Annotated in this window: 29 protein-coding genes; 18 read left to right on the forward strand and 11 right to left on the reverse strand. The window is 34.5% G+C overall.

Translation table 11 applies throughout. The features are described 5' to 3' along the window. Positions 1-6 precede the first annotated feature (6 nt). The 3 genes from PQ963_03340 to PQ963_03350 are packed head-to-tail and all read right to left on the reverse strand — an operon-like array spanning position 7 to position 1,943. Positions 7-159: a hypothetical protein gene (locus PQ963_03340; GenBank protein ID MEN4028700.1), complete on the reverse strand. Its 153-nt coding sequence runs from the start codon at positions 157-159 to the stop codon at positions 7-9. A 58-nt stretch (positions 160-217) separates the two neighbouring features. Next, positions 218-1,081: a DUF1724 domain-containing protein gene (locus tag PQ963_03345; protein ID MEN4028701.1), complete on the reverse strand. Its 864-nt coding sequence runs from the start codon at positions 1,079-1,081 to the stop codon at positions 218-220. Positions 1,082-1,118: 37 nt separating this feature from the next. Further along, positions 1,119-1,943, reverse strand: a complete 825-nt coding sequence (locus PQ963_03350; GenBank protein MEN4028702.1) for a DUF1724 domain-containing protein — start codon at positions 1,941-1,943, stop codon at positions 1,119-1,121. Between the two features lie 220 nt (positions 1,944-2,163). On the opposite strand from PQ963_03350, the gene PQ963_03355 reads away from it, so the two are divergent. After that, positions 2,164-2,919, forward strand: coding sequence for a TatD family hydrolase (locus PQ963_03355; GenBank protein MEN4028703.1), 756 nt, complete (start codon positions 2,164-2,166; stop codon positions 2,917-2,919). 13 nt (positions 2,920-2,932) lie between these two features. Here the strand turns inward: PQ963_03355 and PQ963_03360 are convergent, their stop codons facing one another. The 6 genes from PQ963_03360 to PQ963_03385 form a co-directional block, all read right to left on the reverse strand. After that, on the reverse strand, positions 2,933-3,799 hold the full coding sequence (locus PQ963_03360; GenBank protein MEN4028704.1) for a carbohydrate kinase family protein: 867 nt from the start codon (positions 3,797-3,799) through the stop codon (positions 2,933-2,935). 44 nt (positions 3,800-3,843) lie between these two features. After that, the gene (minD, locus tag PQ963_03365) at positions 3,844-4,632 is read right to left on the reverse strand and encodes a cell division ATPase MinD (GenBank protein ID MEN4028705.1); all 789 of its coding nucleotides are present in this window, start codon (positions 4,630-4,632) and stop codon (positions 3,844-3,846) included. Positions 4,633-4,708: 76 nt separating this feature from the next. Continuing rightward, positions 4,709-5,491, reverse strand: a complete 783-nt coding sequence (gene minD / locus PQ963_03370; GenBank protein MEN4028706.1) for a cell division ATPase MinD — start codon at positions 5,489-5,491, stop codon at positions 4,709-4,711. A gap of 10 nt (positions 5,492-5,501) precedes the next feature. Continuing rightward, positions 5,502-6,503 (reverse strand): DUF2226 domain-containing protein, encoded by a 1,002-nt coding sequence (locus PQ963_03375; GenBank protein ID MEN4028707.1) that lies wholly within the window; start codon positions 6,501-6,503, stop codon positions 5,502-5,504. A gap of 105 nt (positions 6,504-6,608) precedes the next feature. Beyond that, on the reverse strand, positions 6,609-6,962 hold the full coding sequence (gene sepF, locus PQ963_03380; protein MEN4028708.1) for a cell division protein SepF: 354 nt from the start codon (positions 6,960-6,962) through the stop codon (positions 6,609-6,611). Between the two features lie 49 nt (positions 6,963-7,011). Beyond that, positions 7,012-8,064, reverse strand: a complete 1,053-nt coding sequence (locus PQ963_03385) for a DUF1611 domain-containing protein (protein ID MEN4028709.1) — start codon at positions 8,062-8,064, stop codon at positions 7,012-7,014. Between the two features lie 133 nt (positions 8,065-8,197). Between PQ963_03385 and PQ963_03390 the strand changes: the two genes are divergently transcribed. The 4 genes from PQ963_03390 to PQ963_03405 all read left to right on the forward strand — a co-directional run bounded on the left by PQ963_03390 (position 8,198) and on the right by PQ963_03405 (position 12,504). Next, positions 8,198-8,545, forward strand: coding sequence for a roadblock/LC7 domain-containing protein (locus tag PQ963_03390; protein ID MEN4028710.1), 348 nt, complete (start codon positions 8,198-8,200; stop codon positions 8,543-8,545). A 213-nt stretch (positions 8,546-8,758) separates the two neighbouring features. After that, positions 8,759-9,724 carry a 3H domain-containing protein gene (locus PQ963_03395; protein ID MEN4028711.1) on the forward strand — a complete coding sequence of 322 codons (966 nt, stop codon included), beginning with the start codon at positions 8,759-8,761 and terminating at the stop codon, positions 9,722-9,724. A gap of 41 nt (positions 9,725-9,765) precedes the next feature. Beyond that, a complete protein-coding gene (locus PQ963_03400) occupies positions 9,766-10,329 on the forward strand; it encodes a ZPR1 zinc finger domain-containing protein (protein ID MEN4028712.1) in 564 nt (187 codons plus the stop codon). A gap of 147 nt (positions 10,330-10,476) precedes the next feature. Continuing rightward, complete coding sequence (locus PQ963_03405; GenBank protein MEN4028713.1) at positions 10,477-12,504, forward strand: PAS domain S-box protein; 2,028 nt, start codon at positions 10,477-10,479, stop codon at positions 12,502-12,504. Between the two features lie 23 nt (positions 12,505-12,527). On the opposite strand, the gene PQ963_03410 is transcribed toward PQ963_03405, so the two are convergent. Together PQ963_03410 and nadC are read right to left on the reverse strand one after the other, a co-directional pair. Then, positions 12,528-12,926 (reverse strand): hypothetical protein, encoded by a 399-nt coding sequence (locus tag PQ963_03410; protein MEN4028714.1) that lies wholly within the window; start codon positions 12,924-12,926, stop codon positions 12,528-12,530. A 310-nt stretch (positions 12,927-13,236) separates the two neighbouring features. Continuing rightward, positions 13,237-14,070, reverse strand: a complete 834-nt coding sequence (gene nadC, locus PQ963_03415) for a carboxylating nicotinate-nucleotide diphosphorylase (protein MEN4028715.1) — start codon at positions 14,068-14,070, stop codon at positions 13,237-13,239. A 97-nt stretch (positions 14,071-14,167) separates the two neighbouring features. On the opposite strand from nadC, the gene rnz reads away from it, so the two are divergent. The 13 genes from rnz to PQ963_03480 all read left to right on the forward strand — a co-directional run bounded on the left by rnz (position 14,168) and on the right by PQ963_03480 (position 26,093). Then, positions 14,168-15,076 (forward strand): ribonuclease Z, encoded by a 909-nt coding sequence (gene rnz, locus PQ963_03420; GenBank protein ID MEN4028716.1) that lies wholly within the window; start codon positions 14,168-14,170, stop codon positions 15,074-15,076. Positions 15,077-15,154: 78 nt separating this feature from the next. Continuing rightward, entirely contained in the window at positions 15,155-15,937 is a 783-nt protein-coding gene (locus PQ963_03425) for a mechanosensitive ion channel family protein (protein ID MEN4028717.1), read from the forward strand. A 60-nt stretch (positions 15,938-15,997) separates the two neighbouring features. Then, positions 15,998-16,606 carry a class E sortase gene (locus PQ963_03430; GenBank protein ID MEN4028718.1) on the forward strand — a complete coding sequence of 203 codons (609 nt, stop codon included), beginning with the start codon at positions 15,998-16,000 and terminating at the stop codon, positions 16,604-16,606. Positions 16,607-16,825: 219 nt separating this feature from the next. Beyond that, positions 16,826-17,077 carry a ferredoxin family protein gene (locus tag PQ963_03435; GenBank protein ID MEN4028719.1) on the forward strand — a complete coding sequence of 84 codons (252 nt, stop codon included), beginning with the start codon at positions 16,826-16,828 and terminating at the stop codon, positions 17,075-17,077. Between the two features lie 423 nt (positions 17,078-17,500). Beyond that, positions 17,501-17,752 (forward strand): 4Fe-4S binding protein, encoded by a 252-nt coding sequence (locus PQ963_03440; GenBank protein ID MEN4028720.1) that lies wholly within the window; start codon positions 17,501-17,503, stop codon positions 17,750-17,752. A 10-nt stretch (positions 17,753-17,762) separates the two neighbouring features. After that, a complete protein-coding gene (locus PQ963_03445) occupies positions 17,763-18,317 on the forward strand; it encodes a hydrocarbon binding protein (contains V4R domain) (protein ID MEN4028721.1) in 555 nt (184 codons plus the stop codon). Continuing rightward, positions 18,317-19,228 carry a F420-nonreducing hydrogenase gene (locus tag PQ963_03450; GenBank protein MEN4028722.1) on the forward strand — a complete coding sequence of 304 codons (912 nt, stop codon included), beginning with the start codon at positions 18,317-18,319 and terminating at the stop codon, positions 19,226-19,228. The genes PQ963_03445 and PQ963_03450 overlap by 1 nt, the downstream gene beginning before the upstream one ends. Positions 19,229-19,241: 13 nt before the next feature. Beyond that, entirely contained in the window at positions 19,242-20,690 is a 1,449-nt protein-coding gene (locus PQ963_03455) for a Ni/Fe hydrogenase subunit alpha (GenBank protein ID MEN4028723.1), read from the forward strand. A gap of 172 nt (positions 20,691-20,862) precedes the next feature. Continuing rightward, positions 20,863-22,053, forward strand: coding sequence for a roadblock/LC7 domain-containing protein (locus tag PQ963_03460; GenBank protein MEN4028724.1), 1,191 nt, complete (start codon positions 20,863-20,865; stop codon positions 22,051-22,053). A 498-nt stretch (positions 22,054-22,551) separates the two neighbouring features. After that, a complete protein-coding gene (locus tag PQ963_03465; protein ID MEN4028725.1) occupies positions 22,552-23,517 on the forward strand; it encodes a replication factor C small subunit in 966 nt (321 codons plus the stop codon). Beyond that, complete coding sequence (locus tag PQ963_03470; protein ID MEN4028726.1) at positions 23,518-24,906, forward strand: replication factor C large subunit; 1,389 nt, start codon at positions 23,518-23,520, stop codon at positions 24,904-24,906. Between the two features lie 466 nt (positions 24,907-25,372). After that, a complete protein-coding gene (locus tag PQ963_03475) occupies positions 25,373-25,939 on the forward strand; it encodes a cysteine peptidase family C39 domain-containing protein (GenBank protein ID MEN4028727.1) in 567 nt (188 codons plus the stop codon). After that, a complete protein-coding gene (locus tag PQ963_03480; GenBank protein ID MEN4028728.1) occupies positions 25,911-26,093 on the forward strand; it encodes a hypothetical protein in 183 nt (60 codons plus the stop codon). The genes PQ963_03475 and PQ963_03480 overlap by 29 nt, the downstream gene beginning before the upstream one ends. The last annotated feature ends 66 nt before the right edge of the window (positions 26,094-26,159 follow it).

A 26,159-nucleotide genomic window follows, 5' to 3' on the forward strand; every position in this document is an offset into this window, starting at 1 on the left:
CTATTTTTATTTAGATACCAAAGCTTCAAGTTCGTCTTTCGGTATCTTTTTAGCGATATCAAGTTTTGTTGGACATCTTCCAAGTTTAATATCATGTTTTTTTGCAATTTCTTTAAGATCCTTTAGTTTTGCTTTTTTAGCCATTTCTTCGACGTTCATTTTATCCCTCCAATGTTCCAATTTTTACATGTTTAAATATACACTTATAATTTATAAACTATATTAAATGAGATATCAATTTATCCAGCTTTTTTAATCCGATTTTATCAGATTTTTGGCGATAGTATTCAAATAGATCATTTGCCCATAAAATAGCATCATTATTTTTGCTTATTAAACCCCTTGAAGCATCGTATACTCCCTCTTTTGTATATAGTCCTAAAGACAGGTGTTTATCTGTAACTGTAAAAGCTACTTTCACTTCTTCATTTAATATCCATAAATTTATGCTTCCACTGGAATTTAACTTAATAAAATCTTTTAAATTCAGGGGATTGAGGTTTTTGATGGTTTGTTTTAGTACAGCTTCACTCAGTATTAGTTCAACTTTAACTTCTTTATTGTCAAGTATTTGTAGAAATGTTTTTGTAAAATCCGGGTGAAAAATAGTAGAAACACCCTTTATAGTTTTGGATTGGAGTAATATATCTATAAACAGCCCGTGAGCCTTAAAAATGTTAGTCTTCTCTGACTCAATAAACTCTGAATCGCTTAAATTTCCTATATTCATTAATAATTTCTTAGGAATATCATTTATTTCATGATTAAGCCATAAATTCTGGCATTTTTTAAGTACAATCAGTGTTTTAATCATGTCTTCTAATTTTAGGGATAATATATGTCCAATTTCAGATAAGTAGTAATTATCAATGTCTCTTGATACTATCCTTTGTTTTTCAAGCCCATTTATTCCACGTAATATGGTAGAAGACTGAATTCCAGTTAATTTCCTTAGTTGACTGGTTTTTTTAGGCCCATCCATTAAAATGATCATAATTTTTACTCTAATACTGGATATACCAAAAAATTTCAAATCTTCCTTTACTTCTTCATAAAAATTTAAAGTATTATCCCTGGACATGAATTCACCTGAACTGGTTAATAAACCTTTAAAATCTCTAAATATCATTTAAATGAATTATTTTCGCTTTTTTAAAATAATAACAGTATAATTCCTCTCCCCAGCTAATAGCATCTTCATCATAGGATACTAAAGACATTGTGGCATCATAGATGCCGTCATTTAAAAATAAACCCAGATTTAAAAACCTTTCAGTTACAGTTAATGCTATTTTTATATCCTCATCAATGCTTAAAAATTTTAGATTGTTTAATGAAATTGTTTCTTCTAACCTTTCCAGGCCTATACTTTTAATCATGGCATCAAATATTAATGGAGTTAATATAATTTCTGCTTCTGCTTCATTTTGTAAGCCACTGGTATACAGGTCAAATAGAGGATAATAAAATATTGGGGAAACAATCTTAATGTTACTGGATCTGGATAGAATTTCAGCATAATAAGTATGGGGTTTAATAATATCTGTGGGGGTAGATTCCACAATAAAAGAATTGTTAAGATATCCGATTTTTTTAATTAAAAAAGAAGGTATTCCATCTATTAAATGATTCAGCCACATTTTTTCACAATTTTTAACTGCGCTGAAGGACTTAAATAAATTTTCATATTTAACAGCGTATATTCTACCAAGTGATGATAGAAAATACCTTTTTCCTTTTTTAAATATCATATCTTCATTTTCAAGTTTTTTAAGAGCATGGGACAATGAGGGCTTTAGACTTCCCTGGATTTTAAACTCATTTAAACGCTTACCTCTTTCTTTTAAACTTAAAATGATCTTTGTTCGAATACTGGATGTTGTAATAAAGTTTAAATCTTCCTTTACCTCATCATAAACATCCAGGATATCATTCATATTCATTGAAACATCTCTTAAAAGTTTATAAATTTTTATACAATCTTTTTTAAATACTGGTTATGATATGCCGGAAGACCCACAACAATCAATAGATATATTTAATAATATTTAAATAGGTTCTATAATAGTATTATCAAAAGTTTTAGACAGTTCCAGGGTATGAAATCTGAAAGGATTATTATTAGTCAACTGAAGAATTTTCTATTAAATGATCAGGTGTTATATGATAGACTCACACATACATGCAGATACAAGACCTTATGAAGACTTTGAGCTGATGAAAATAGCAGGAATAAAAAAAGCAGTTACATGTGCCCATGATCCATTAAAAATGAGTACTTCAGACGTGATATTTGATCACTGGGACAGAATTTTAAGTAATGATGTTAAAAGAGCCGCAGAAAATGGATTAGAATTATACGCTGCCATTGGGATTCATCCACGAAGCATTTCAGCTGATTTTGAAAGAGCACTTGAAAAGCTACCAGGCTATCTAAAAAATGATGGTGTGGTGGCAGTTGGAGAAATAGGTCTTGAAGTTGCCTCTAAACTGGAAAAAGAAATATTTAAAAGACAGTTAAAGCTTGCTGAAAGTCTTGAAATGAAAGTGGTTGTTCACACACCACGCAGGAACAAAAAGGAAGTTACAGGAGTTATAACTTCAATCATTGAAGAAAATATTGATCCTGAAATGGTTGTAATAGATCATGTGGATAAAAGCATTGTCGATGATGTCATTGAATTTGGGTCAATGCTTGGAATTACAGTACAGCCCCTCAAGATGACTCCAGACGAAGCAGTTTCATTAATCTTAGAGTATGGATTTGAAAAATTTATGTTAAACAGTGACATGAGCTCTTCACCTTCAGATCCGTTATCTGTCCCTAAAACTGTACATAAAATGAGATTAGCAGGATTTGAAGAAAAAGATATTGATAAAGTTTCAAATGAAAATGCGTCAATGTTTTTTGGTATTTAATGAATTGAAAACCTCAAATTTCATCCAGATCAAAATAATGAGGAGTATTTAAAGCCCCTAATTTTCTAACACAGTAAGAAGCAACTAAATTTGCATAATCCAAACATTCTCTAAGTTTTTTTTCTTTTATGTACCCTGCAATAAACCCTGCTGCAAATGAGTCTCCAGCTCCAGTTGTATCCAGTACATTTACTTTTCTGGCAGGCGAGTGAATTACATCATATTCAGTATAAAGACTTGCACCATTTTCACCGCATGTTACAATCACTATTTTAGCCCCCATATCCTGAAGAACATGTGCACCAACTCTAATATCCTCACCAGTTAATATTTTCATCTCTTTTTTGTTTAAAAACAAAATATCGGTTCTTTTAATTATTTTTGCAAGTTTAGTGGTACCAAATGAACATAAAATAGCACCAGGGTTAAAAGAAAAAATATTTGCATGTTTTGAAGCCTCCTTAACAACGCTCTTATACATCTGAGTGACATGGAGGATTTTTGAATCATTTATATAATTAATATCTTCTCTTTCAAGCTTGAATTTTTTATTTGCACCTATAAATGTGTACATGGACCTTTCACCCCCAGGATCAACAGCAATAAACACCATACCTGTTTTGTGGTCTGTTTTTAAGAGTCGCTGAATATCAACCCTCTCATGTTCAAGTTCTCCAAGAGCGACTTCACCAAAATAATCCCTACCAATTCTTGCTATAATGCCCGTATTAACATTTAAACGGGATGTTCCAACTGTAAAATTAGATGCAGACCCTCCAACAGATAAAAGGAGGTTATTTATTTCCACTTCATCATCTGGTGAGGTAAATCGAGGGACTTTTTGTAAAAAATCTATGTTGCATGCTCCAAGCCCTACCACGTCAAAACCAATAAACTCGTCCTCATTTGAAGTTATATCAAAAATTAATCGGGTAAAATCCCTATGAATTTTTTCAACCAGTTTAAAATACCTTCTTTATCTGGTTCAATTGGTTTATATTCTTCTCCAAGTAAATGGGCAGTAAGCTGCATGATAGCATTACTTGTAGGGGATGAAGGGTTAATTTCAACTACAGATTTTCCAAGGGCCATTGATCGCTCAACTTCACGGTCGTAAGGAATTATTCCAATCATAGGGACTTCCAGTATGGATTCTATTTCATTTACAGAAAGTAAAAACCCATCATCATACCACATGTTCAGTACAAATCCAATTATCTGAATATTGAGCTCGTTACTGAGTATTTTAATTTTAAGGGCATCAGCAACAGACATCATTGTTGAATTAGTTACAATGACCATCTCCACATTTTCAGGAAGACCTTCAAAAATACTGGAATTGATTCCTGCAGGTATATCCATGAGGAAAATATCCCCATACTCTGAAATCTCTTCTAAAATCTTGTTCCATGAAATATATTTGGGATTTATATGTCTAAGTGTTTCAAAATGTATTCCTGTGGGAATAACACGGATTCCCTGTTCTATTTCATAAACACAATCTTCTATCGACCTATTCCTTACAAGAACATCGTGCAAGGTAACCTCAGGATTTAGTAGGCCTGTTATCACGTCCATATTGGCCATTACCAGATCCAAGTCCAGCATTACAACGTTCCTTCCAAAAAGGGACATTCCAACTCCAAGGTTAAAAGTTAACGTGGTTCTTCCAACTCCTCCCTTTCCTGAAACAATTCCTATAAACGTTGACATATCCACCATTGCCTTTAATAGTCCTCAAACACAGCATGCAAATCTAAAGATTTGTTGCATTGAGATTTTCGAACCTTTAACCTCTTCTTCCAAGTAATCCTTCAACCAGTTTAGAAATAACTCCTTTCTTATCTGGTTCAATTGGATGGTATTCCTCTCCAATAAGATCTGCACCTAACTGCATAATTGCATTGCTTGTAGGAGATTTAGGGTTTTTAACTATAAGTGGCTCCCCAAAAGCAGCAGCTCTGCTTACTTCAGGGTCATCAGGAATCACAGCAATAACTGGTACTTCTAAAATAGTTTCAATTTCATTAATAGTTAAAAATGTCTTATCATGCTGTTCCCTGTTTACAACAACGCCGATTATGTCCACTCCTAACTTATTGGCAACAATTTTTGTCTTTAAAGCATCGCTGATTGATGGGACTTCCGGTGTTGTGACCAGAATCAGTTCCTGTGCAGCAGCTATTGCTGCCAGAGCATCTTTTTCAAGCCCTGCAGGAGCGTCTATTAAAAGTATGTCTGAATTTTCAATAATAATTTCTAATGCACCTTCTAACCTATCCAGTCTTATTTTACGAAGCCCCTCCAGAGAAATTCCTGCAGGAACAACCTTAACTCCTCCAGGACCATCATATATAGCATCTTCTATTGAAGCTTCTCCAGATAGCACATCATGTAAAGTAACAGATTTTCCTTCCATTCCAAGTATAAGCTCTAAATTGGCCATTGCAACATCTGCATCGAGCACTATTGTTTCTTCCCCATAAGTGGATAAGGCAACGCCTAAATTTGCGGTTATTGTTGTTTTTCCGACCCCACCTTTTCCTGAAGCGACAGTTATAACTCTTGTCATTTGATACCTCCTATCTGATCTCCACATTAATTATAAAATCATCCACGATTTCTGGATATTCTCTAAAACTCTTTTTTACTTCCATTTGAGTAATATTTATTATCTGTTTTCTTAAATTTTCAAGATCTCTGGATTCACCCATGATCCTGGATAATAATCCTTGACCTTCGTATTCGGTGATTATGTTTACAGTCCCAGAAACTTTCGAAGTATTATCTAAAAATACCATAACTTCGCTACCTCTTATCTTAGGAATACCAAGTATTGACTTTTTAATTTTATTCATCAGCGTTAATTCAATTTTTTCAACATCATCATCGCTTAATGATCCTCCTTTATATGTTTCAAGGATATTACCAGCTTCTTCTTCGCTAATGTCCTTCAGGCCGTATTTCTTCATAAGTTCGTCTCTATCTACATTTTCACCTTCAGCTCCAGGCTCTATAAATTCGTTTTCCTTTTGATGCTTTGATCCATCACCTTCAGGTTCTTCATCTTTTCTGGAGATTTTTTCAACATCTTCAGGAATATTTAAAGATTCCTGTTTATCTACCTGTTCTAAAGAATCTTTTATGCTTTCATGAGTTTCTGTAACAGAGTTTGAAATGACACCAGGGTTTTCCTCCATTTCTTCTACTGGTGCAGGGATTTTTTCAGTTTTTTTAAGTTCATCAACAATATCATCAACGCTTAAATCAGAATCAATTATAAAAAACTTATTAAGTTCCATAATATAATCCATCTGGGATTTTTTAATATCAAAAACTTCTATAAACGTTTTACTATCCTTAACTATAGATTTTATTTCCTCAAGTGCCTCTACTTTTGAATAATCCTCAAATGATGATGCTCTCTGTTTACCTTCGTTAAAAAGAATATAACCTTCACCAGATCCAGAAGTTACCCTTATAAATCCATTAAACCTTTCTGATTTTAGTTCGCCTAAAAGTCCATTGAAGTCTACCTCATCAGCATAAAACATTTGAGATGGCCTGTTAATTGGCAGCTCCATTTTTACTCCTCAAAAACTATTCTATATTAAAACACCATTGAAATCGGTTGCTTTTTAATTTTATGTTTTTCTGGGTTTTTAAATATAAATTTTGTAAGTTCATAATTACTTTCTTACAAGTTTGATTTCAGGCGGAGTAATAATCACCACGTTTTTGCCATTTTTACACAGTAAGATGGCTTCTCCACCCACAGTTTCTCTGAATTCCTTTAATTTTTCTCCAACAAGCTTGAAATCCTCAGGGCTATTCTCTATAAAACCCATATCCAATACAATTGGATTTTTTTCTTCTTTTATTTGATTCAGTGCATCTTCTACATCTGGAATATTACTGGCTTTCATCAGGATTATCTCATAGAAAGAATGCTCCGGAACTATAATAGGTTCTTTATCTTCTTCCTCTTTTCTTTCATCTTCCATTCCCAGATTTTTCTTAATATAATCCATGACATCTTTCATTTTAATATCCCCTTTAAATCAATTAATGGTGTTAGGCAGACTTACCCTGCTAATTCAACCCCACATGATCAAGTATAACATCGAGTAATTTTGATGCTCCACCATTTTTAATATCTACTGCCAGTAATTTGTATTTTTCCTCATACTTCAATATATCCTTTTTGTCAGTAACATTTCTCATATTTAAAGAAATACCAACAACTTTTGTGGGTTCCAGTGCTTCTATTGCCCTGATTTCATCCTTTATTCCACGCGGTTCCCTGAAGGGATGGTTAGGCCTATGGCAAACAACAGTAGCATCAGGCATTGATCCTATGAGTATTGAAGCTGAAAGTCCCCTTGGATGGGGATTTCCTTTCTCAGTGAGGCTGGATTGCCCTTCCACAAATATAATATCCGGATCTTTCTTTTCTTCCATGTATTTCATAGAACCCATAACTGCTGCTGCCACATCCATTACTGAAAGACTACCGGCCCGGAAATTCATGTCAACAGGACTTTCAAGACCCATTTCATCAGTAGATATTACTGCGACTTTTAATCCTTTTTCTTCTGCTGTTTTTCCAAGAATTCTTGTGGTTGTTCTTTTACCGCATTCTTGAGAAGTACCCCCAATAAAAACAACCGGTGCCTTTGGCCTGTAGAAAATCTTGGGCAATACTTCAGTGCATTTAGAGGGTGCAATACCAAATACTTTTTTAATAATATCTAAACGAGGGCTGATTTCTTTTAAAACTACTCCCTTATCTTCTGCAAATTTAACCAGAGACTTATTTTCAAGAAGGGAGAGCGATCTGAAGGAGGTCACAACATTTTTTCCACTATCCACTGCCTGTACAGCATATTTGAGCGCTGCCCCTTCAGCGCCGATAGGAAGCATTATTGCAACACTATTGGCATTTGTTTCTGCAATTAGCCTGTTTAAATTTGAAGATACTACATTACCGCAAAATTCCATGCCCTGTTTTTTAATATTATCATCGACAAAACCAACAGTTTCAATTCCCTCAAAATTAGCAAACTTTTCACCTCCACCACCACATCCAACAACTATAAAAGGGTTGAGCTTTTGAAGTTCGCTTGCAGAAATTACCTCATACAGAATAATCACTCCATATTAAATCCATGAATTCAGTAAAATTACATTACCTATTTATTTAATAAATGTTAAACCAAGATATATAGTTTAAGATATTATATTTTAAGTATCTGTACAATCTATTTGGAGGCACAGTATGATAGAAAGAATACTTAAAGATCTGGGCAGAATAAACGGGGTAAATGGTTCTTTAGTGGTAGGAAAAGATGGTTTGATCATTGAAGCAGAAGTTCCAGGCGATATTGACTCAGAACTTGTAGCAGCAATGTCATCTGCTGTTTTTGGTACAGCAGAAAGATCAGCAGAGGAAATGAAACATGAACCCTTACAACAGGTAATGATAGAAGGAAATAAAGGGAAAACGTTAATGATTGACGCTGGAGAAGGTATTTTAGTAGTTATTACAGATATAGACATTAACCTTGGTTTAATCAGGATTGAAATGAGAAGAAGTGCAGAGCGCGTGACTGACTTTTTAGGATAACTAAATTAAAGGCTTAATAACTATGGTGACCATAAAATCTTAATATTAAGTTGGATAATATTAACATAGATATGATTGAGTTAGGTGCAAAAAGTTTTATACTATTAATATCAGGGATTTTAAAAATCACAGGTTTAATTATTCATGCACATGACTATAAATGCTTGTAATTAACTCTTTTCCTCCATAACTTTTTATTTGTGTGGACTGAACATGGCAAGAAAACCTTATGTAATTTTAATAGGAAGTGCTTCAGGAATTGGAAAGTCAACAATAGCTTCAGAACTGGCAAAAACGTTAGGAATCAAACATTTAATAGAAACTGATTTTATAAGAGAAATAGTAAGGGGAATAATAGGACCTGAATTTGCTCCAGCACTACATAAATCCTCTTTCGATGCCTATGTTACTATAAGAGACAAGGAAAGGTATGGTGAAGACGCTGAAAGTCTTATAAGTGCAGGGTTTGAAGAACATGCTTCTTTTGTAATTCCTGCTATTGAAAAAGTTATCAGAAGGGCAATTGATGATTATGATGATATAGTAATTGAAGGGGTTCACCTTGTTCCAGGCCTCATTAATGCAAAACAGTTTGAAACAGATGCTTCAATTCATTTTTTTGTACTTACATCTGATGAAGAAATTCATATGGAAAGATTCGTTAAAAGGGCCATGAAAATAAAGCGCGGAGGTAAGCATCTGGAATATTTCAATGAAAATCGGGTGATAAACGATGTTTTAGTTGAAAGTGCTAAAGAACATGGTGTAAACGTTATAAACAATTTGGATATTGACAGTACAGTTAAAAGAATGCTTACTGTAATCCGAAGGTTATGCAGATCTGTAGTGTTGAGTAACACTGTTGAAGACATTGGTTCAGTAACAGAGACCATACTGAAATATGGGGGCAGGGTGGTAGATATTTCTTATTATCTACGCGGTTTCAGGGAACCTGTAAAAAGAAAGGTAAATATATTTGACCCACATGATGTTAAACGTTTTTTAAATTCCATAGCCACAAATCCAGATAGAAAAAAGGACCTTGAGGAGCTTTATAAATTATCTGATAATATTCATGGGATAGAATTATGTGCTCCTGATGAAGAAAGTCTGGAGAAAATGATAAAAGAACTTGATAAGAAAGGTTTTTTAGTTAAAGAGAATAAGAGTTCTGATTAACTCCAAAATAAGTAATTAGGGGAGAATTAATTTTGAATGAAATGAAAATAGACTGTCCAGTCTGCAGGTGCAAAAATTCGATGATACTTATAACAAAAACTGAAAACATTCCATATTTTGGGAAAATAATGGAATCAACCGCCAGATGTCATGAATGTGGATACAGACATTCTGATGTAATGTGTCTGGACCAGAAAGAACCTGTTAAATTCATTTTAAATGTGAATAAATCTAATTTGAATGCAAGAGTTATAAAATCTCAATCTGCAACTGTAAGCATACCAGAACTGGGTTTAAAAGTAGAGCCAGGCCCAGGATCACAGGGATATGTGTCAAATATTGAAGGCGTATTGAATAGGTTCCATGATGCAGTTAAAAAGGCCTTAAATCTTGCTGAAGATGAACAATCCCGGGAAAATGCATTTAACATCCTGAAAGAAATTGAAAAAATTAAAAATGGAGAAAATACAGCTACAATACTAATTGAAGATCCATTCGGACACAGTATGATAATTCATGAGGATGCCTCCAAAAGGGAATTAACTCCGGAGGAGATTAAAAAGTTAAAAACTGGTTTTATAATATTTGAAAATGGGAACATTTAAACCATTTCATGGGAGCACGCATTCAAAAGTCAGTTCTAAGGTTTTATATGTATATAATCATAAAATAATATACATAAATAGTTTGTTCTAAAGTCCTGTATAAATGGGGCCAAACAAAAAAAGGAACATGAAGGGAGTATATTTTAGATGGAACGGAAACCTAACTTAAATAATAACAAAAAAGGTAAAATTGGATCTGGAGAACATGGCCTTTTACCCAGTCTGGATTATCGATTTTTTGAGTATATGCAGGAAGGAGTAATAGTTTATGCTCCAGTATGTGATGAATCTGGAAAAATAGTGGATTTAATCATAAAGTTTGCTAATCTTGCAGCTTACAGGCAGAGAAAATCCTTAAAGAAAGGATTGATTGGGAATAGTATTATAGAACTTTATGGACATGAAGCTGCTGCTTTTGATCTAAAAAAAGCTAATGAAGTGGTATCTACGGGAAAAGGGACAAAATATGAAATTTATTATGTCTTTATGGATAAATGTTTCCTGGTTACGGCATTTTCACCAAAAAAGAACATGTATATAACACTAACAACAGATATAACAAGACGGAAAAAGGCCGAGGAAGAAATTCGGATAGAGCGTGAGAAGCTTTTAGATATTATTGAGTTTTTACCTGACCCTACTTTTGTAATTGATGAAGATAAGAAGGTGATTGCCTGGAATAAAGCTATGGAGGAAATGACAAGCACACCTAAAGAGGAAATGCTGGGTAAGGGTGATTATGCCTATTCAATACCTCTTTATGGGGAGAGAAGACCGATTTTAATTGACCTGATCTTTTTAGAAGATGAAGAAATAGAAGCAAAGTATGATTATGTGAGTAGGGAAGGGGATATTTTATCTGCTGAACTTTTTATGGATAGACTTTCTGGAGGAAAAGGCGCTTATGTGTTTAAAAAGGCCTCTCCACTCTATGACAAGGAGGGAAGTCTTGTTGGTTCAATTGAAACAATTCATGATATCAGCAGGCAGAAAAGAATTGAAATAGAATTACATGAAAGTGAGGAAAAATTTCGAAGTTCAATTGAGCAGTCCAGTGATGGTATTGTAATAATAGATGAAAATGGAACCATCATTGAGTGGAATAAAGCTATGGAAAAAATTACAGGATATAAAAGAGAATATGAAATTGGTAAACTGGTATGGGATTCACAGTATGAATTATTACCAGAAAAACAGAAAACTTCGAGATTATATGATTATATTAAAGGCACAATACTGGATTTTCTTGAAACTGGACACGCTGAATGGATAAACAAAACACTGGATCGTAAAATTCAACGTCAAGATGGGGAAATAAGGACCATACAGTCTGTGACTTATCCAATCAAAACTGAGAAAGGTAGAATTGTAGGTAGCATTACCAGAGATATAACCTGGCAGAAAAAAGCTGAAGAAAGATTACAGGATACTCTTAAGAATTTAGAAATTGAAAAAAACCAGCTAAGCGCCATAATAGAAAATACTCCTGTTGGAGTTATTATTGCAGAAGCTCCTTCTGGAAAGTTCCTTTTAGCCAATAAACAGATTTCAAAGATATGGCGTTATCCAAAAACAGCCAGGGCTGATGAATTTAAGAAATATAAAGGCTTCCATCCTGATGGCAGACCCTATAAACCAGGTGAATGGCCTTTATCACGTTCTATCAGGACTGGTGAGGTAGTTAAAGATGAAGAAATTGAAATTCTACGTGGTGATGGTACAAAAGGCTGGTTAAGCGTTAATTCTGTTCCAGTGAGGGACAATAAAGGAAATATAATACTTGGAATTGTAATTGACCTTGATATTACAGAGCGTAAAAAAGCTGAAGAGAGAACCAGAAGGGCTCTTGAAGAGATAGTAGAGGCATATTTTGAACTGGATAATGAATGGAGTTTTGTAGAAGCTAATGAAAAAGCTTCGAAGATACTTGGTAAAAAACGTACAGAATTAATTGGAAATATAATATGGGACGTTATCCCTGAATTAAAAGATGGAGAAATCTATAAACAGTACCATAAAGCTAAAAAAGAGAATGTTCCTGTGCATTTTGAAATAAAATCTATAGTATCAGAAGAATGGTATGAAATGCATGCTTATCCTGGAGATGAAGGCTTAACAGTTTATGCTCATAATATTAATGAACTTAAAAAGGCGATATGTCCCAAAGAGGATTAAAAAGGTGTGGAGAAATAGAATTTTTAGTAAACAGTATCTTCCACTTCTTTAATCTTTAATGTTCTTCTAACATCAAGACTTAAAGCATCACAATCAGCTTTAATTGCATCTAAATGCTTTAAAATTCTTTCTTTTTCTTCATTAATCCTTTCTATATTTTTGTATGGATAAACGGACTCTTTAAACATTTCATATTCAATTGTGGTGTAGGGATATTCATTCAGCTGTCTGCAGACATTTTCAAGAATCTGGCCCAGGAACCTGTTCATTTCAACTTTAACACGTTCCCTTATCATCTTATCACTATCTAAGTTCTGTTTCATTAATCTGACAACTTCAGCTTTGGCAAATGGTAAACTTTCAGTTTCCTCTTCTGCTATTTCATTATTTTCTTCATTTTCACGTATTTCTTCATCGCTCATAAAAAACCTCCAGGATAAAAAATTTAACTAATTGATAAAAAAAACCATATCACATCTTAAATAATCTGGTACCTATGTTTCATTTTAAACATTGGTGCATATAAATCTATGCACGAATTATAACCATTTCTTTAATTTAATTCAAATTAATGGAAATTATTTCTACCTGAAATATAAATGGTGCATTCAAAAAATCGTCGATTTTTTGATGCCCCAAACACGTAGTGTTTGAGGGGTTTCAAAAATAAGATGTAAAATTAAGCAATCTGAGATTTGGAATTATGTATACCTAACCATTTTCGACCTGCTATTATCTGTATATCTCCAGATTCAGATCAAGCGCCTTAGCAGAATGTGTTAAAAAACCTGCAGAAATTATATCCACGCCTGTTTTTGCATATTCTGTGATATTTTCAGGTTTAATTCCTCCAGAAGCTTCTATCATGGATTTATTTCTTAAACCTGCAGATTCGAGAGATGATAAGACCTTTCCTATTTCATCAGAATCCATATTATCCAGCATGACAATATCTGCTCCAGTTTTTACTGCATTTAAAGCATCATCAGGAGTTTCAACTTCTATTTCAATTTTTTTGGTGAAACTAACATTATTTTTGGCTCTGACTATGGCTTCTTCAATATCTCCCACAACTTCAATGTGATTATCCTTAATAAGAACGCAGTCATCTAATCTAAACCTGTGAGTATCACCGCCACCTGTTTTAACCGCACTTTTTTCAAAAAACTGTAGTCTGGGAGTTGTTTTACGGGTACATGCCAGAATAATATCATCATTAAATTCACGTATATCTTTAAGTGTATTAAATGTTAATGTAGCAATACCACTCATCCTCATGAGTAAATTGAGTGCAGTACGCTCTAAACTTAAAATTAACCTTGTATTACCATTAATTTCCATTATAATATCACTTTTTTTAACTTTATCTCCATCTTTTTTAAAAATATTAGTTTTAAGGTTAAATTCATCAAATAACTCATTTACAACATTAACTCCAGCTATAATGCCTTTTTCTTTAGCTATTATTCTTGCATCAGATTCCATGTCCTCTGGAATTAAAGCATTCGTGGTTATATCCTCAAAACCAACATCTTCATAAACCATTTGCCTTAAAATATCTCTCATAATAATCTGTGTTTAGATTTGTAGGATAAAAGATATAAACATTAACCCAAAATTAATTATAATCTCATTTTAAACTTAAACTAATAAGGTGAAATAAATGGAGCTCGTATTTTTAGGAACATCATCAGCAATACCCACAAGTTACAGAAACCACTCTGCAATAGCGCTTAAAGCATTTGGAGAAACAATGCTTTTTGATTGTGGTGAAGGAACCCAGCTCCAGCTATCTAAAGCCAGGATAAGTCCCATGAAAATAAGTAAAATATTTATAACCCATTTTCACGGTGACCACATATTAGGTCTTCCTGGAATAATACAGTCTCTGGCTTTCAGGGGACGTAGCGAACCCTTACACATATTCGGCCCTAAAGGACTTGTTCCACTTATTGATAACATTAGAAACTTTGGGTATTACTCTTTAACCTTTGAAATTCACATGCATGAAGTTAATGAAGGAACTGTTTTAGAAGAAGAAGGCTACAGAATAAGCTGTTCTCCTATGAAACACAGTGTTTTAAACCTGGCCTATAAAATTGAGGAAAAAAGAAGGCCTAAATTTATAAGAAAAAAAGCTATAGAACTTGGAATCATACCGGGGCCTGATTTTGGAAAGCTTCAGCAGGGAATTCCGGTAGAAATGGATGGTAAAATAATTCAGCCAGAACAGGTCCTTGGAGAGGAAAGAAAGGGACGTATAATTGTTTATTCTGGAGATACACGTCCCTGTAACAAAATGATTGGTTTTGCCGAAGATGCAGACATTCTAATACATGAATCAACTTTTGAAGGAAAATATGGAGCTAAAGCACTTGAAACCTGCCATTCCACATCTATTCAGGCTGCAGAAATCGCTAAAATAGCAAATGTTAAGAAATTGATTTTAACCCATGTCAGCACCAGGTATAAAAAATCCGATTTACTGGAAAAAGAAGCGAAAAAAGTTTTTGATAATTCTGTAGTGGCAGAAGATCTGATGAGCATTGAGATAAAACATAGCAGAGAATAATTATTATAGTTTTGGCCAAAGTATTTAAACTGAAAACCAGAAAAAGAACAAAGAACAAGTTAATATGGATGTTAATAAATGGCCTTAGAATGGATAATTGCAGCAGCATGGTTTAGGGATATAATAATAATAGCGGTCACACTGCTTGGAGCATCTTTAATCTATAAATGGGCCACATATTTTCTTAAAAAATCAAAAGACAAATGGGATATAGATTTAACATTAGTTCAAGCACTCCATGAAATTATAAAGTATTCAATTTATGGATCCGCCCTGATCATAATATTAAAAGAGTTAGGATTTGATTTAACAGCCATTGCACTAAGTTTAGGTATTTTTGGTATAGCAATAGGTTTTGGTGCACGTGATACCATATCCAACTTTATTTCAGGGATTTTCATACTTGCAGATAAAAGTGTAAGGGTGGGAGACATTATTGAAATCAATAGTCAAAGAGGAAAAGTTGTTAAACTTGGTTTCAGGATTACTACACTGCTTACTTATGATAAGAGGTTGATAAAAGTCCCAAATAGCGTATTTTCATCAAGCCCTTACATCAATTACACTGCATCAGAAATTAGAAGGGTTGATTTAAATATTACTGTGCCCTATGAACTTGAATTAGAAAATGTGATAAAAACACTGGAAGACACGGCTTTAACCTGTGAAGATGCTTTAAAAAAGCCCAGACCAAAGGTCATTGTTAAAGAATTGTCTGATATGGGGGTTAAATTAAAGCTCTGCATCTGGATAAACGATCCATGGAAAGTTGCAAGTTCAAGGTCTGAGCTTGCAAGAAAAGTAAGTAAAGCTTTAACTGATATGCAGTCCAGTAAAGACAATGATGAAAGTTTTAGCTGATTAACTTTCGGGAAAAAATATAGGATTATAAATAGACATTCTCATAATTCAGGTGTTTTAATGCTGAAATATAAAGTTTTATCAGTAGCAATTATTGTGATGAGTATTCTTATCTCCTCAGTTATCATAATAAACGCTTTTGAGAAATCCAGTTTATTAAACTCTTATAATACTGCCCTGCAAGCTCAAGGAAACAAAAGCACACCCATAAATGTGCTGAATCCCACAATTACAAGGTCCACTTCTACAGGGGGGATAAGCAGATCCAAGCTCATAATTCCAAAAATTGGCGTGGACAGCACCATTCGTTCAGACACTGTAAATGCGTATAATGCGGTTTATCACTATCCTGAAAGTGTAAATCCTGGTCAAAGTGGTCAAAGTGGTTTTTTGGGTCATAGAACGAAATATTCTGGAGTGTTTAATAAATTAGGTAGTCTTAAAGTTGGAGATGAAGTGATAGTAAAAGACTACTCTTCAAATAAAAAATACATATATAAAGTCACTTCCAATGGCAATGATATCCGGTGGGACTATGAAGAAAACCCTATCCAGTTTGATCAAAGCGGTGAAGCCAGATTACTTTTAGTAACCTGCTATCCTCCTGGAAGGAAACAGGCTGCATACATAACCCATTGTAAATTGGTATCCACCACAAAAATTTCTTAATTTTTAAAATCAATTAATAAATCAAACTATTTTAAACCAGATAAACTTATTATTTTTATTTTCAAGTAATAATTTCTTATTATCCTATATTAGAAGTTTCAAAGACCAGATGCAAATCTTTAATAGTAAAGAAATTCACTATATAACCTTTTACAAAAAACAGAAAAATTGAACTCTGGAAAATCCTTCCAGAGACTCTAAAAAATTGGATTGATTAATATGGTAAAAATAAAGGTTGACGAGGATGCATGTGTTGGGTGTGGTTCCTGTGTGGAAGACTGTCCAAACGATGTGTATGAATTAGATAAAGAACATGGGAAAACAGTGGTGATAAACGAAGCAGATTGCATGGCCTGTCTTTCATGCCACGAGATCTGCCCTTCCCAGGCACTTGAACACTATGGCATCCATGTATCTAAACGACTCTATATTGATAGAAAAGTAAACAAAATTTTAGACAAAATAATCTGATATTTTAGATTATGAAGCTTAAAAATTTTTATTTAACTGAATTAGAAATTTTAAGATGATAAAACTACTTGTATTGCCACTTCTAATTTCTTTTTAGTTTTATTCATTTTTAAAAGTGAAAAAAGGAAATTTTCACAAATCTTATTAGCAATGTACGATTTCCAAACTAAAAACACAATATAATTAATTAATGCGCCGTTATTTTTGTAAATATCTTTTATTTATTTTATTATCAGATAATGGTTTCTTATTATCAGGTATTGACTACAAGGAGCAAATATAAATCCTTAATAATAAAAACATTTCATATTAAAAAACATATCTAAAGGTATTTTAAATTTTTGGAACTACCTTTAAATAAGAGAGAGGTTCAGTCATTTAAGAACCTCTTAAAAAATGAAAACGGAAAATTGGGGGATTAATATGGTAAAAATAAAGGTTGACGAGGATGCATGTGTTGGGTGTGGTTCCTGTGTGGAAGACTGTCCAAACGATGTGTATGAATTAGATAAAGAACATGGGAAAACAGTGGTGATAAACGAAGCAGATTGCATGGCCTGTCTTTCATGCCACGAGATCTGCCCTTCTCAGGCACTTGAACACGACGACATACACGTTGCTAAAAGGCTTTATATTGATAGAAAAGTGAACAAAGCTCTAAGTAAAATAATATGAGGGATTTGTAATGGAGATCGAAAGGGAAGATATAAGGGGCGATTTTAAACCAGAATTAATTCCTAAAGAAACCAGTGGGGATATTGATGATTATGAAGAAGCACTGCATGTTTTAATGAAATTTGTAGGTTCAATGTCCAGTGCACTGGAACAGGTTTCAGGACGTGGTGCTAATGCAATCGTTTACCAGGCAGGAAAAAGAATGGGGCATGAAGCTGGTAAACTCATGGAAAAAACAGATAACCTTGAAAAGGCCATGAAGGAGCTTGGCGAAATACTTGGAATTGAATTTTATTTTGAAATGTGGAAGCCAGCAGGCCAAGAAGGATACACCATTGAAAAAGGCGACGAAACAGTGGTGCAGCTCCTATTTATGGACTGTGTAGTAAGACAAACACTTAGGAGGACAGGACTCCCTCAAAAAGGGCCATTATGCTATCTTTTATACGGATATATGGTGGGTGCAGTTGAGGAAGTTATGAGCATAAAAGGAAAACTGGACATAGACCATGTTGGTCCAAATGCATGTCTTAAAACCCTGACTATAAAATGGGGTGGTAAATAATGGTTAAAATTGCAATGGAAGCACTTGCAAGCTGTGCAGGTTGTGAAATTTCTATTCTTGATTTACACGATGGACTATTAAAAATACTGGAAAAATCTGAAATTGTTTACAGTCCAGTATTAGTTGATGCAAAAAAAATTCCTGACGACGTTGATATAGCAATAGTATCTGGGTCTGTTCGAAACGAAGAAAATAAGGAAAGACTCGAAGAATTAAGGGAGAAATCAAAAACACTAATTGCTTATGGGACATGTGCATGTTATGGAGGCATAACTGGAATGGCAGATTTATACAGTCCCGAAGAAGTTACATCACGTACATATTCAGATAATCCAAGTACAGAGCCTGCAGATGTGCCCTCAGAAGTTGTTCCTAAACTTCTACCCATCGTACACCCTGCAGGAGACTTTACTGAAGTTGATTACTATATTCCCGGATGCCCGCCTAAAGAAAAGTTAACTGGAGACATACTAATGCCTTTAATAAATGGTGAAGTTCCAGATGTTCCTAAAAAGAGTGTCTGTGCAGACTGTCAAAGATGGATGGACCATGTGGAATTTGATAAAATCCACAGAAGAGTGGAAGGAGAGCCTGATCCAAGACAATGCTTCTTAAGCCAGGGATATGTATGTTTGGGCTCAGTAACTCTTGGAAGATGCGGTGCACTCTGTACAGAAGCCGGAGTTCAATGTCACGGTTGCGGTGGGCCTTCACTGGATGTTTTAAGAGAGCCGAGCCACGATGTATACAATGGAATAGTCAAAAGAATTGCTCATCTTTCTAAAATGCCTGAAAAGGATGTTGAAAAGCAGATCTATGATATAGGGCATATTATATATGGATTTGTGATTGGAAGCACAATAATGGAGGAAAAACAGGTTTCACTGATCCCTCAGCTTGTCAGGAAATAAAAGGTGATATTATATGAAAAATATTGAAATAAGCCCTGTAAGTAGAATTGAAGGACACGCAAAAATTACAGTTCAATTAGATGACTCTGGAAGCGTTTCAGATGCGCATTTTCATGTGATGGAAATAAGAGGTTTTGAGAAATTTTTGGAAGGCGCTGCTGTGGAGGAAGCACCACGAATAACTCCACGTATATGTGGTATATGTCAAACCGCCCACCACCTGGCCGCTGCTAAAGCAACCGATCAGGTGTTTGGACTCAAACCTCCTGAAACCGCTCAAAAATTAAGAGAACTGATGCTTTTAGGTCAGTACATTCACTCCCATTCTCTCCACTTCTATTTCCTGGGGGCTCCTGACCTTATAATGGGTCCTGAATCTGATCCTGCACTTAGAAACATTGTAGGCATTCTTAAAAAAGATCCGGCCCTTGCAAAAATGGCAATAGACACCAGAAAGATAGGACAGTACATAACAGCTGTGGTTGGAGGTAAACCTATAAGTCCTGTTACAGCCATACCTGGAGGCCAGTCCAAAGGAATCAGTGAGGAAGAAAGATCCAGGTTATTATCACAGGCTAAAGAAGCAGTAGAATTAGTAGAAAAAGGTATTGAAGCATCTAAACCATTATTTAAAGAGTACAGTGAAACAATAGAACTTTTAGGTCCTGTTGAATCCTGTTTCGGAGCTTTAAGCAACAATGGAAATATAGAATTTTACGATGCACCGGTTAAAATCATTGACAAAGAGGGTAATGCTCTCCACCAGTTCGAGGCAAACGATTACCTGGATTACATTGAAGAGAAGGTTCAGCCATGGTCTTATCTAAAATTCCCTTATCTAAAACAGATTGGATTTCCTGAAGGAAACTACAGAGTTGGGCCGCTTGCAAGGTTAAACATCGCAGAGAATGTTCCCACTGAAAAAGCTTCTGAACTTTTCAGCGAGTACAAAGACCAATATGGAATTGCCCAGAATGCTCTCCTGTATCACTACGCACGCCTAATAGAATTAATGTACGCCTCTGAAAGAGCTGTCAAGCTTCTTGAGGATGATTCAATAACTGGAACCGATTTAAGGCAGGGACTTTCAGAATCCCTCCAGACAAAGGAGGAGGCAAAAGTATCCGGCGGATCAAGGAGAGGAGTTGGAATGATTGAAGCTACAAGAGGAATTCTGATCCATGATTATGAAACTGATGATGCTGGTTACATAACCCGTGCCAATCTCATAGTTTCAACAGGCCAGAACAACCTTTCAATGGATATAGGTGTACGGGAAACTGCAAAAGCCCTGATTAAGGGCGAAGAAGTTTCAGAAAGGCTTAAAAACCAGCTTGAGATGATCATAAGGGCTTATGATCCATGTCTTTCCTGTGCCACCCACATGATAAACGGAGAATCTCCTTTACTTGTGGACATACATGATAGTGAAGGTGCACTCCTTAAAAGACATGTGTTATAACAGAATAAAGTTTTTTAATTATTTTATTTTTTTTAAATTGATAATTATTAACTGATAATTCAAATAAAAATAATTGTAATGAATTTAAATACAATAAAGGAATAGTATTTTTGGTAAAATGTTTTAAAAACATAAAAAAACAGGACATAATATTCAATTTCTAAGTGGTTATATGGACTCAAAGCTTGAAAACCAGCTAATGGACATACTGATGGATTTGAATAGGATCGACGGCGTAGAAAGTAGTTTAATTTCTAATAGCAGTGGAAATGTGATATGCCATACCATGTCCAGTGAAACTGATACTTCTCTTTTTGGGCCAATGGCACATGTGATCACAAGTTCATCCAAAAGATTGCTTGGTTCTGCAAATCAAGGACAGATAGAGAGAGTTCTGGTTGAGTCAAAGGAAGGAAAAGCTTTATTTTTACGTCCTGGAAACGTACATCTTATTTTGCTCATGGATGCATCAGCAAACCTTGGATTTGTAATGATTTCAGCAAAAAAAGCAGCCAAAGACATAATAGAGCTTACAAAAGAGATAGCTTTTGCTGAACCAGTTCCAGAAAAGTCAGAGATTGATAAAATTATTGAAGCCGAAGACATCGGACATGAAGAAATAAAAGAAGTTATTGAAAAAATTGCTGAAAATGAAGGTATAGCAGAAGCGTTTGATAAAGTGGTGGGGAGTGAAAAATTAGATGAAATAAGGGAATCACCAGAATTTGAATCCCTTGATTCTAAAGAGGCCAAAGAGAAACTTACAGAAATTCTGAAAGTTAAAATAGAAGATGAGGAAATGGCTCCTGAAATTGAAGTTCAAAAGGAAGTTTATGAAGAAATTAAAAAGCCTGAAAGCAGTATTCCAGTTATTAAACCTCCTATTTCATTTCCAAAGTTACCTGACACAGTACAAGTACCGGAAGATCCAGAAGAAAGAATTAATTTAGTTCTGGATATTTATGAGTCTATATTTTTGGCAATGTCAATCGGAGCAAGTAAGATCATGGGTGTATCTCCTGCAAGAGGCCTTATAAAGAGATTTTTACCACTGGAAGACTGTAAAACTCTTCTTAAAGGAGTTGAGGTGAAAAGTAACTCTTCTATTGATTTTGATAAAATAAGAGAAAATAGTAAAAATATACCTTTAGATAAACGAGAAAAAACACTTATTACTGACTTCAGCAGGATTATTAGAATTATAACAGAAAATTACGGTAAAGTCATGGGTTTCGATGCCTTTAGAGGGATGGTTCGAGGAGAATTCAAGATAATTAACCGTTCTTATGGGAAACCCCTGGAAGAACTGGGAATTAAAGATAAAATACATCATGAACTCATTGATTTGTTAAATAACAGTTAATTCTATGAAAATTAGAAATAAAAAAATGTTGGGTAGTTAATGGATAATTAATGGGCATGCGATCAAATTTAAGTTAATAGTTTAAATGGATTGAAAGTGCCAGGATTCCGTGTATTGTCCCTAAAATCAAGGAAATTCCTGCCATTGCAAAGTGCAACCACAACAACAACTAAGAAAACGATTCCAGTTTCAATATATTTTAATTTCATGTAATTAATATGTGTTTAATTAAATATAATAATTTAACTGAAATATTAAAATTAAATACACCTGATGAGCCCCCAATAGAATAATAATACATTTATTTAATCTTGTTTTTAAAATCAGGTTTTTTAATTACATTTTTCCTCAAACAATAAATTTTATATCTATTTTTAACAAACCATAATACAGATAAAAAAGCTATTTAAACATTATAATTCAATGATTTCTACCAAACCCCTGAATTAAATTTTTAAATTAATGTAATACTATCAAAAAAAAGTTAATGGTGATTAAATGAAAGGACCATGGGTTGAAAAGTACAGACCAGGTAATTTAGATGAAGTTGTAGGTCAGGATCACATAGTAGAGCGCCTTAAAAAATATGTTGAAGAACAAAGTATGCCTAATTTAATGTTTACAGGACCTGCAGGTGTTGGAAAGACAACAACAGCTATTGCACTTTCAAAATCAATTTTAGGGGAATACTGGCGGCAGAATTTCATGGAATTGAACGCATCAGACGCCCGGGGAATAGACACCGTAAGAACCTATATTAAAAACTTCTGCCGTTTAAAAGCTGTGGGAGCTCCATTTAGAATAGTGTTCCTTGATGAAGTGGACAACATGACAAAAGATGCTCAACATGCACTTCGAAGAGAAATGGAGATGTACACTAAAACTGCATCATTTATTCTCTCATGTAATTACTCATCCAAGATCATTGACCCTATCCAATCAAGATGTGCTATATTCCGGTTTGCTCCTGTAAAAGGTAACCAGATAATTTTGAGATTGGAATTAATAGCAGAAGCAGAGAATCTTAAAGTAACAAGAAGTGCAATTGAAAGCATTGTTTATTTTGCTGAAGGAGATTTAAGAAAAGCCATAAATATTCTTCAAGCATCTGCATCCACTACAGAGGAAATCACAGACGACAGCATATACGAAATCGTATCCAAGGCAAAACCTCGGGATGTGAGAAAAATCGTGAAAATGGCATTAAATGGAGATTTCTTAGGTTCAAGAGACCTTTTAAGAGAAGTTATGGTTATTCAGGGCACCAGTGGAGAGGACATGATAACACAGATTTATCAGGAAGTCTCCAGAATGTCTATGGAAAGTCTCATTGAAAATAATGTATATGTGGATCTAATTCAAAGCATAGGTGAATACGATTTCAGAATTAGAGAAGGTTCAAATCCTCGGATACAACTTGAAGCTCTTCTTGCAAAATTTTTATTAAAATCAAAGGCAGATTAAATGTTGTGGACAGAAAAATACCGCCCTAAAAACTTTGATGAAGTTCTGGGGAATTTGAAGGCGAAAAAAGAGATTCTGCAGTGGGTGGAAGACTGGAAGGCAGGTAATCCTCAAAAATGCCTCTTACTTGTAGGTCCTCCAGGCACAGGTAAAACTACATTTGCAGGTTTAATTGCAGAGGAATTTTCAGATTCTATAGAATTAAATGCAAGTGATAAAAGGTCTTATGATGCTATTATGAGTATTGTGGGAGAAGCATCAGCCTCAAAAACCTTGTTTGGATCCAGATTAAAGTTAATAATACTTGACGAGGTTGATGGACTCCATGGGAACGAAGATCGGGGCGGATCAAAGGCTATAAATAAAATAATTAAGGATATCACCCAACCAATCATAATGATGGCCAATGATCCTTACAGTAACAGAATTAAAAGTTTTAAGCCTAAATGTAAGGTTATAAATCTTCGTAAGATACATACTAACTCTATAGTATCTCTTCTAAAGAAAATATGTGTTAAGGAAGGGGTAGAATTTGAAGAACATGTTTTAAGGGAACTGGCCAAACGGTCAAAGGGGGATTTAAGGTCTGCTGTTAATGATCTTGAAATAATAGCTGGCGGTGAGGAAAAAATAACTTCTAAAGACCTTGAGCTTATAGCACAGAAAGATGAAAGAGCTACAGTTTTTGATGCAGCAAGAACAATTCTTAAAAGTAAAAATCCATCCAGAATAAAGGCTGCTATGCGTCAAATAGAAGCTGATCCATCTCTTTTACTTGAAATAGTTACTGAAAATATCCCCCGTGAATATGAAAAAAAAGGGGAGATAGAAAAAGCCTATGAAATGGTTTCTGAAGCTGATATCTACCTGGGAAGAGCTTTTTCAACCCGCGCTTACACTTACTGGAAATATGCCTATGATTTTATGAGCGTTGGAGTTGCTCTTTCAAAAGAAGAAAGCTATAAAAAGTTTGCACGTTATGCAAATTCATCTGTTTATACTATGCTTTCTAAAAGCAGGAGTAAAAGAGATTTACAGGATAGAGTTGCCGGTAAAATAGCCAGAAAGCTTCACACCTCAAAAAGAGTAGCTATATCTCAATTTCCATATTTTGAAGTGATGTTTCAGGACAATGAAATTGCCTATAACATGATGATGTACTTTGGACTGGAAGACGATGAAGTCAAGCTTTTTAGATCAAGGAAGGTTAAAATACCTGAATCAAAAATAAAAACAGAAACTAAATCTTCAAAATCCACAAAAAAAGTTAAAAAAAGTAGTGATGCAGCGAAGAAGGAAAAATCCGGCGATGAAAAATCAAGCAGGAATGATCCATCTAAAAAAGAAAATGATCATAAAGAAAAACAGACCTCTCTGTTTCATTTTTAAATAACTGCATTAAATCAGCAGGTTCAAATTATCCAGTTATCTGTTTTAGCAGGCTAACTGTATTTCCGCTCCAGTATCCATTAAATTAATTTTTTTCTGTTTAAATAAGTCACACTGGCATATTCGCTGAAAATTAGTGTTTAATTTTCTTGTTTTTTTGTGTTATTATTTCTCTGTATTAATCACGTTGAAAGTTAATTAAAGATTTCTAAATATAATTTATAACTTGGCTATTTTTATAATTTATAATATATAAAAATTCTTTGTACTTACAGGACAATATTGTTCTGTTAGAGCAATTTAAACCTGCTAAAACAACGTTAAAATGGTTAAATTTATATGGCATGAAAAATTTATGTGTACATAACTTCCTATAATGGGAAGTTAGTAAAGTATGGTTTTTTAACAATGTACAGCTTTAAAACCATATTTCCAAAATTTAAAACACGTAGGAGGCATGAATAGAATGAAAAAAATGATGGCAGTCTTGCTTGCGATCCTTATTATAGGGACGGCGCCAGCAATTGCTATTCCGCATGGTGAAACTGCCGATGCAATGGCAGTTAAAGGAAAAGGTACTGCTGAATCGGCAGTACAGATATTAGAAAACGAAAATAACACAAGCACAGGACAAAACATGACCACAGAAACGTCAAATACAGCTATAGGGCCGATAGGAAATAATGATCCTGCACCAGCAGATGATCAGGCCACAGGTGCAGATTTGCAAGTTCCTGTGACTTCAGCAAATGACCCGGTCACAGATGCAGAAGTGCAGCTTTCGAATGATAATTTAGAGAACAATGGCGTTTTTGTTTTAGAAAATGATACCACAGAAAACCTTACAATTCCACAAATAGATACCAGTGGAATTGTAATGCAGAGCAGTGATTTCAGTTGTGGACCGGCTGCACTTGCGACCGTCCTGCAGAACATGGGTTTCAATATTACAGAGCAGGAACTGATAGTTCTTGCGGGCACAGATACATCAGGGACAACAATGCATGGCCTGGTACGTGCGGCACAGCTTTGACAAGCGAAGAAATGGAGATTATCAAGGACAGCAACTATCAGCCAGTGTACCAGCACCAGCCAGCATGCAACTGTCAGCAGAAAAAATGCAGACTATCAGAGGAAGAGCTATTAAAATATTTATAGGAATAAAAGTAGGGGAGATGTGGTTTTGATTAGTTCAAGATAGATGTGTCTCCTTGCAGGATTTGCAGATGTCAGGTAATATTACTGAAGTCAAT

This window comes from Methanobacterium sp., assembly GCA_039666455.1.
Classification (GTDB): Archaea; Methanobacteriota; Methanobacteria; order Methanobacteriales; family Methanobacteriaceae; genus Methanobacterium_D.

Coding starts and splice junctions, on each gene's coding strand:
- PQ963_03340 (MEN4028700.1), bottom strand. CDS start 159: ATGAACGTCGAAGAAATGGCTAAAAAAGCAAAACTAAAGGATCTTAAA.
- PQ963_03345 (MEN4028701.1), bottom strand. CDS start 1,081: ATGTCCAGGGATAATACTTTAAATTTTTATGAAGAAGTAAAGGAAGAT.
- PQ963_03350 (MEN4028702.1), bottom strand. CDS start 1,943: ATGAATATGAATGATATCCTGGATGTTTATGATGAGGTAAAGGAAGAT.
- PQ963_03355 (MEN4028703.1), top strand. CDS start 2,164: ATGATAGACTCACACATACATGCAGATACAAGACCTTATGAAGACTTT.
- minD (MEN4028705.1), bottom strand. CDS start 4,632: ATGTCAACGTTTATAGGAATTGTTTCAGGAAAGGGAGGAGTTGGAAGA.
- minD (MEN4028706.1), bottom strand. CDS start 5,491: ATGACAAGAGTTATAACTGTCGCTTCAGGAAAAGGTGGGGTCGGAAAA.
- PQ963_03375 (MEN4028707.1), bottom strand. CDS start 6,503: ATGGAGCTGCCAATTAACAGGCCATCTCAAATGTTTTATGCTGATGAG.
- sepF (MEN4028708.1), bottom strand. CDS start 6,962: ATGAAAGATGTCATGGATTATATTAAGAAAAATCTGGGAATGGAAGAT.
- PQ963_03390 (MEN4028710.1), top strand. CDS start 8,198: ATGATAGAAAGAATACTTAAAGATCTGGGCAGAATAAACGGGGTAAAT.
- PQ963_03395 (MEN4028711.1), top strand. CDS start 8,759: ATGGCAAGAAAACCTTATGTAATTTTAATAGGAAGTGCTTCAGGAATT.
- PQ963_03400 (MEN4028712.1), top strand. CDS start 9,766: ATGAAAATAGACTGTCCAGTCTGCAGGTGCAAAAATTCGATGATACTT.
- PQ963_03405 (MEN4028713.1), top strand. CDS start 10,477: ATGGAACGGAAACCTAACTTAAATAATAACAAAAAAGGTAAAATTGGA.
- PQ963_03410 (MEN4028714.1), bottom strand. CDS start 12,926: ATGAGCGATGAAGAAATACGTGAAAATGAAGAAAATAATGAAATAGCA.
- nadC (MEN4028715.1), bottom strand. CDS start 14,070: ATGAGAGATATTTTAAGGCAAATGGTTTATGAAGATGTTGGTTTTGAG.
- rnz (MEN4028716.1), top strand. CDS start 14,168: ATGGAGCTCGTATTTTTAGGAACATCATCAGCAATACCCACAAGTTAC.
- PQ963_03425 (MEN4028717.1), top strand. CDS start 15,155: ATGGCCTTAGAATGGATAATTGCAGCAGCATGGTTTAGGGATATAATA.
- PQ963_03430 (MEN4028718.1), top strand. CDS start 15,998: ATGCTGAAATATAAAGTTTTATCAGTAGCAATTATTGTGATGAGTATT.
- PQ963_03435 (MEN4028719.1), top strand. CDS start 16,826: ATGGTAAAAATAAAGGTTGACGAGGATGCATGTGTTGGGTGTGGTTCC.
- PQ963_03440 (MEN4028720.1), top strand. CDS start 17,501: ATGGTAAAAATAAAGGTTGACGAGGATGCATGTGTTGGGTGTGGTTCC.
- PQ963_03445 (MEN4028721.1), top strand. CDS start 17,763: ATGGAGATCGAAAGGGAAGATATAAGGGGCGATTTTAAACCAGAATTA.
- PQ963_03450 (MEN4028722.1), top strand. CDS start 18,317: ATGGTTAAAATTGCAATGGAAGCACTTGCAAGCTGTGCAGGTTGTGAA.
- PQ963_03455 (MEN4028723.1), top strand. CDS start 19,242: ATGAAAAATATTGAAATAAGCCCTGTAAGTAGAATTGAAGGACACGCA.
- PQ963_03460 (MEN4028724.1), top strand. CDS start 20,863: ATGGACTCAAAGCTTGAAAACCAGCTAATGGACATACTGATGGATTTG.
- PQ963_03465 (MEN4028725.1), top strand. CDS start 22,552: ATGAAAGGACCATGGGTTGAAAAGTACAGACCAGGTAATTTAGATGAA.
- PQ963_03470 (MEN4028726.1), top strand. CDS start 23,518: ATGTTGTGGACAGAAAAATACCGCCCTAAAAACTTTGATGAAGTTCTG.
- PQ963_03475 (MEN4028727.1), top strand. CDS start 25,373: ATGAAAAAAATGATGGCAGTCTTGCTTGCGATCCTTATTATAGGGACG.
- PQ963_03480 (MEN4028728.1), top strand. CDS start 25,911: ATGGCCTGGTACGTGCGGCACAGCTTTGACAAGCGAAGAAATGGAGAT.